The organism is Pseudomonas sp. FeS53a (assembly GCF_000931385.1).
Taxonomy (GTDB): Bacteria; Pseudomonadota; Gammaproteobacteria; order Pseudomonadales; family Pseudomonadaceae; genus Metapseudomonas; species Metapseudomonas otitidis.
This window is the reverse complement of the sequence record NZ_JYFT01000019.1, coordinates 1-6,393: the sequence shown is the minus strand read 5'-3', so window position 1 is coordinate 6,393 and position 6,393 is coordinate 1. Positions and strand designations below refer to the sequence as shown.

The following is a 6,393-nucleotide window of genomic DNA, read 5'->3' as shown; positions in this document are numbered from 1 at the left end:
GGGCGGGAGCTTGCGGCTGAGGGTGACGTCCATCTTCGGCACCGAGGAGATGTTGATGCCGTGCTCCTGGAACAGCTGGTCGATGCGTCGGTTGAGTTCGTCGGTGGCCAGGCCCCGGTCGCCCAGTTCGCGCACGTACACCTTCAGCTCGTGCTCCAGGGCGGTGGCGCCGTAGGTCTTGAGCTGCACGCTGGGGGCCGGGTCGCGCAGCACGCGGCTGTTCTCCTGGGTGGCCTGCAGCAGCAGCTTGCGCACCAGTTCCAGGTCGGCGCCACGGTTGACGTTGTAGATCAGCACGATGCGGGTGACGGTGTCGGTCAGCGTCCAGTTGATCAGCTGGCTGGTGAGGAAGGTCTGGTTGGGGACGATCACTTCCTTGCGGTCGCTGTCGGTGATGTGGGTGGCGCGGATGCGGATCCGGTTCACGGTGCCGGTGACGGTGCCGATGGTCACCAGGTCGCCGATGCGCACGGGGCGCTCGAACAGCAGGATGAGGCCGGAGATGAAGTTGGCGAAGATCGCCTGCATGCCGAAGCCGATGCCCACGGAGAGGGCGGCCACCAGCCATTGCAGCTTGTCCCAGCTGACCCCGAGGGTGGACAGCGCGCTGACGAAGCCGAGCCCGGCGATGGCGTAGGAGAGCAGCGTGGTGGTGGCGTAGGCGCTGCCCTGGGCGAGCTTCATGCGCGAGAGCACCAGCACTTCCAGCAGGCCCGGCAGGTTGCGTGCGAGCACGACGGTGATGCCGGCGATGATCAGCGCGCCGAGCATGTCCAGCAGGCTGATGGGCACCTGGGTGGCGGCGTCGCCGGTGCCGGCGCCGTACTGGTAGAGGGTGATCTGGTCGAGGTAGGCGAACACGGTGATGAGGTCGGCCCAGACCAGGTACATGCAGGCGATGAAGCCGCCCAGCAGCGCCAGACGGATCAGCCGCAGGGACTGCTGGTTGACCTGTTCGATGTCCAGCACCGGCTCTTCCACCGCGACTTCCTCGCCTTCGGCGTTCTCCTTGGTCTGCGCCTGGCGCTTGGCCAGGGCGCGGGCGTAGGCCAGGCGGCGGGCGGCCACGGCCAGGCCGCGGACGAAGGCGGCTTCGATCAGCAGGGCGAGGATCAGCAGGTAGAGGGTGTTGATCAGCCGGTCGGTGAGCTTGAGCGAGGTGTAGTAGTAGCCGAAACCCACGGCGACCATGAAGGCCAGGGGCAGCAGGGTGAAGGCGATGCCGATCAGCAGGCGGAAGGGCGAGGTCTGCTCGCGCATCGGTTCGGCCAGCAGCAGGTTGCTCAGCACCAGGGCCATCAGGGCGTAGCAGGTGAGCACGACGATGATGCCGATGACGTCGTCGGCCAGGGCCTGGGGCTGGTGCTCGGCGACGGTCACCACGGCCACCAGGGCCATGACCACCACGCCGAGGCGGCGGATCTGCTTGCTCAGCAGCGCCACCTGGGGGCGCGGCCAGCGGAAGTGCAACTCGGCGACGCCGCCCGGGGCGAGGATGCGGTACAGGGTGTAGAACACCAGCCAGGCCAGGGCCATCTCCAGCAGGGCGGAGCCGAGGGTGGCGTTCTGGCCACGGGCGTCGATGTGCAGGGCCAGGCCGCAGAGGGCGAGGAACAGGGTCACCGGCAGCGCCAGCAGCACGTTGAGCAGCAGCGCCAGGGGCGTGTGCATCTGGCTGTCGCGCTTGTAGTGGCCGATGTCGTGGTGCAGGTCGTTGAGCTTGCTGTACAGCCAGCCGCGCCGCCAGAGCAGGGCGCCGATCAGCAGCAGCAGGGGGATGAACAGCCAGGGGCGGTCCACCAGGCCTTCCCAGAGTTCGGTGACGCCTTCGCCCCAGGGCAGTTCGGCGAGCTGGGTCTTCAGGTGCTGCGGGGCGCCCTTGAGCCAGGCCAGGTCCAGCGGTTTGTTGCTGGGGATCCAGAACATCTGCTCTTCGAGGGTGTTGCGCAGGGCCTGGGCGGTGGTGGCGAGCTGCTTCTGGTTGAGCTGCAGGGTGATGGATTCGTTGAGCAGGGCATTGAGCTCGCGGCCCAGGCGGTCGAACAGTTCGACCCGGGTGGTGGCCAGGTCCAGCAGGGTTTCGCGCAGGTCCGGGGTGACCTGTTCAGGCGGCTGGCGGGCTAGCAGGTTGTCGACGTAGTCCTGCGGGTTGCCCATCTTGTCGCGCTGCTGGCCCAGTTCGAACTGGTAGAGGCGGATGTCGGCGATCTCGTCGGCGAGGTTGGCGTCCAGGCGCAGGTGCGGCAGGGCCTGCTTCTGCTGGTAGAGGATCTTGGACAGCAGCAGGCTGCCCTTGAGCACGCTGATCTGCTCTTCCAGGGCCTGGTCGGCCTGGCTGAGGGTGTCCAGTTGCTGGCGGGTCTGCAGGTTCTGCTGGGTCAGTTCGTTGAGGCGGTCGGTGGAGCGCAGCAGGTAGTCGGAGAGCTTGAGGTTGGTGGCGCTCTCGGCGGCCAGCAGGCTGTCGGGTGTGGCCTTCTGGGCCTCGCGGGAGAGTTCGGCGACGGTCTGCTCGGAGCTTTCCCGGCGCTTGACGTTGATCAGCGACTGCAGGTCCTGGCTTTCCTGCTCCAGGCGGTGGGTGCGTTCCACCATCAGGTCGCGGCGGCTGTTGCCCAGGTCCTGCAGCAGGCTGTTGCCGGCCAGTTCCTGGCGGCGCAGCTGGGTCTGGGCTTCGAGGGCGGCCAGTTCGGCGTTGTACTGGTCGCGCAGCTCTTCGCTGATGGGCTTGCCGGCGTCCTTGCCGACCTTGAGCAGGGCGTTGAGCTGCTGGGTGCGGGCCTGGTTGCTGCTGATCTCGGCCTGGGCGCGCTCGGGGCGGGTCTGGGCGGTGATGATCAGGCTGTTGGCTTCGGCCAGCTGCTTCTGCCCGTCGGAGAGCTGGGTGCTGCGCTGGCTGAGCACCTGCTCCAGTTGGGCAAGGCTGGACTTGGCGTAGCGTTCGCTCACCGGTACCTGGCGGGTGGCCTTGAGGCGGGCCAGTTCGCGCTGGGCGTCGCTGATCTGCCGGGGGGCCTCGGCCAGCTGGCGCTTGAGGTCGGCCAGGCGCTTTTCGCTGTCGGCCTGGTTCTCCAGCAGGGTGAGGGTCTGTTCGAGGATGGCCTTGAGGGCCTTCTGCTCGGCCTCCGGCAGCTTGCGGTCGGCGAGGGTATCGAGGCTCTGCTGGACTTCGGAGCTGCTGGGCGGGGCGGCGGCGTGGGCGCCGGGGCCGAGCAGGCAGAGGCTGAGCAGGGCGGCAGTGAGTAAGGGGCGCAGGGAGGGCATGGTCGCGTGGGGCGGCTCTGGTTGGTTGCGGTGAATCTTATGCCAGCGTGGCGGGCCGGTTGTGGTGCCCGGTCACGCGGCGTTGATCAGGTCGCTGCTGCCGGCAGCAGCTTAGCTGCAATCGTCGTGATCAGAGGAACAGGCCCGGTCCGGGGCGGGCGTGACCTTCGGGGAATCTGACGCCGACCTTGCGCACCTTGTTCCCTTCCATCAGGGCGACGGTCCAGGTCAGGCCGTTCCACTCCACCTGGTCGCCCACCACCGGCTCGCCGCCGATCTCGTGGGCGATGAAGCGGCCCAGGGGCTGGCTGCCGTCGATGTCGTCCAGGCGCAGGCCGTAGAGCGCGGCCACGGCGGACAGCTGGGCGTCGCCTTCGAGGACGAAGTCGCCGAAGAAGCGCAGGTCCAGGCCGCGCTGGGGCGCTTGGCTGAACAGTTTGCCGAGGCCGGGCAGGTCCTGTTCGTGGCCGACCACGCAGAGGATGTCGCCCGCTTCCAGCACGGTGGAGCCGGAGGGGTGCAGCAGCTCGGTGCCACGGAACAGGGCGGCGATGCGGGTGCCTTCGGGCATCTTCAATTCGCGCAGGGCGGCGCCGATGCACCACTTCTCGGCACCCAGGCGGTAGACGAACAGCTCCCACTCGCTGGTGGGGTGCACCTCCAGCCCGGCGCGGGAGATGGGCGCCGGCTCCGGCGGTACCGTCACCCGCAGCAGCTTGGCGGCCCAGGGCAGGCTGGTGCCCTGCAGCACCAGCGACACCAGGACGATGAAGAAGGCGACGTTGAAGAACAGCTGGGCGTTGGGCAGGCCGGCCATCAGCGGGAACACCGCGAGGATGATGGGCACCGCGCCGCGCAGGCCGACCCAGGCGATGAAGGCCTTCTCGCGGTTGTGGAACGCGCGGAAGGGAATCAGCCCCACCGCCACCGACAGCGGGCGGGCGACGAGGATCATCCACAGCGCCAGGCCCAGCGCCGGGACGATGATGGGCAGCAGGTCATGGGGGGTGACCAGCAGGCCCAGCACCAGGAACATGCCGATCTGCGCCAGCCAGGTCAGGCCGTCGAGCATGTGCAGGATGCCGTGGCGCGAGCGGATCGGGCGGTTGCCGAGGAACAGGCCGAACAGGTACACGGCGAGGATGCCGCTGCCGCCCACGGCGTTGGTGACGGCGAAGACCAGCAGGCCACCGGCGACCACCAGCAAGGGGTAGAGGCCGTTGGCGAGGGTCAGGCGGTTGATCAGCTGCAGCATCAGCCAGCCGCCGCCCAGCCCCAGCAGGGCGCCCAGGCCGAACTGCTGGGCGATGTGCACGGGGAAGCTCCAGCTGAAGCCGGTCTCGCCGCTGCTGAGCATCTCGATCAGGGTGATGGTCAGGAACACCGCCATCGGGTCGTTGCTGCCGGACTCGATCTCCAGGGTGGCGCTGACCCGCTCGTTGAGCCCGCGCCCGCCCAGCAGGCTGAACACCGCTGCGGCATCGGTGGAGCCGACGATGGCGCCGATCAGCAAGCCCTCCAGCAGGCTCAGGTTGAACAGCCAGGCGGCGGCCACGCCGGTCAGGCCGGCGGTGATCAGCACCCCGATCGTGGCCAGGGACAGTGACGGCCAGAGGGCCACGCGGAAGGTCGCGACGCGGGTTCGCAGGCCGCCGTCCAGCAGGATCACGGCCAGGGCCAGGTTCCCCACCAGGTAGGCCTGGGGGTAGTTGTTGAAGACGATGCCGCCGGGCCCGTCGTTGCCGGCAAGCATGCCGACCACCAGGAAGATCACCAGGATCGGGATGCCGAAGCGCGAGCCGAACGCACTGACGAGGATGCTCATGCCCACCAGCAACGCGCCGATCAGGAACAGGCTGTTGATGGTGGTTGCATCCACGTTGGCGGAACTCCTGCAAAGGGGGTACGAGGGCGGGGCGGAAAGGTGCATGCAGCGTGCATGCCAGCCGGATTCTAACCTGCCGACCGCAACGGCCCGCAAGCACAGTTTGGCCATGATCCACAGGTTTTTTGGAACGGGTCTGACGGGCGCGGGGACGTTTTCGACTTGCTGGTCGGCGTGTTGGGCCGTGTGGCGGATGAGTGGGTTCCGTAGGGCGGGGGACGTTCTTCCCCTCGCTGTCGGTTGCTGCGCAGGCGATCTCAAGGCTTCTGGGACGGTGGTTCCAGCTTGGCGAGGGTTCTTTTACCTGGGTCACAGTTCTGACAGGAAGGTGTGCAACTGGTCGTGTGGCCGTTGTGTGGCGCCCTGCACTTCTTAGAATTCGTGCGCCGATATCGAGATGCCACTATCCAAGGAAGGTCGTCATGCGCATGCAGCCGTTTGCACTCGGCTTCTGCCTGCTGTTGTTTCCTGTTTTCCAAGTCTTTGCCGCCGATCCCGTGGTGCCGTCCCCCGGTGACCGCGACCTGATCCGCGACCGCCAGGAGCGGCTGCTGGAAGAGCAGCGCAAGCGCCTGCAGGAACTGCAGCAACTGCCCGGCCGTGCCGAACCGGTGGCCCCCAGCCAGCCCCAGGCACAGGGCCCGTGCTTCGACATCCAGCGCATCCGCCTGCAGGGCGTGCACCTGATCAGCGAGGTGCGCCAGCGCGAACTGCTCAAGCCCTTCGAACACCAGTGCCTGGACAGCGGCCGCCTCAACGACCTGCTCAAGGCCATCACCCAGCACTACATCGACCGCGGCTACGTCACCTCCCGCGCCTACCTGCCGCAGCAGGACCTGGCCGACGGCGAACTGGACGTCATCGTCGTCGAAGGCCGCCTGGAGGGCGTGGAAGGCTCGGCGATCGCCAGCGACCGCGAACTGGCCCTGGCCTCCCCGGCGCAGACCGGCGAGCCGCTGAACCTGCGGGAACTGGAGCAACTGGTGGAGCAGATCAACCGCCTGCCCTCGCGCCCCGCCGAACTGGAACTGGTGCCCGGCAGCGACGTGGGCGGCAGCCGCGTCCAGCTCAAGGGCGAGCCCGGCAAACCCTGGCGGGTCGGCTTCAACCGCCACAACGACGGCCAGCGCAGCACCGGCGAACAGCAGTGGGGCGCCAGCCTGGAATGGGACAGCCCCCTGGGCCTGGCTGACCAGCTCAGCCTGCGCGCCGGCGGCGACGCCGTCAGCGACCGCTGGCGCCACTCC

Annotated in this window: 3 protein-coding genes; 1 reads left to right on the top strand and 2 read right to left on the bottom strand. The window is 68.1% G+C overall.

The annotated features are described in order from the left end of the window. A partial coding sequence (mscK, locus tag SZ55_RS06915) for a mechanosensitive channel MscK (protein ID WP_044403425.1) occupies nt 1-3,261 on the bottom strand: 3,261 nt, incomplete at its 3' end. 130 nt (nt 3,262-3,391) lie between these two features. Continuing rightward, entirely contained in the window at nt 3,392-5,140 is a 1,749-nt protein-coding gene (locus tag SZ55_RS06910; protein ID WP_044403423.1) for a potassium/proton antiporter, read from the bottom strand. A 428-nt stretch (nt 5,141-5,568) separates the two neighbouring features. Between SZ55_RS06910 and SZ55_RS06905 the strand changes: the two genes are divergently transcribed. Next, on the top strand, nt 5,569-6,393 hold an 825-nt coding region (locus SZ55_RS06905), incomplete at its 3' end, for a ShlB/FhaC/HecB family hemolysin secretion/activation protein (protein WP_442963693.1).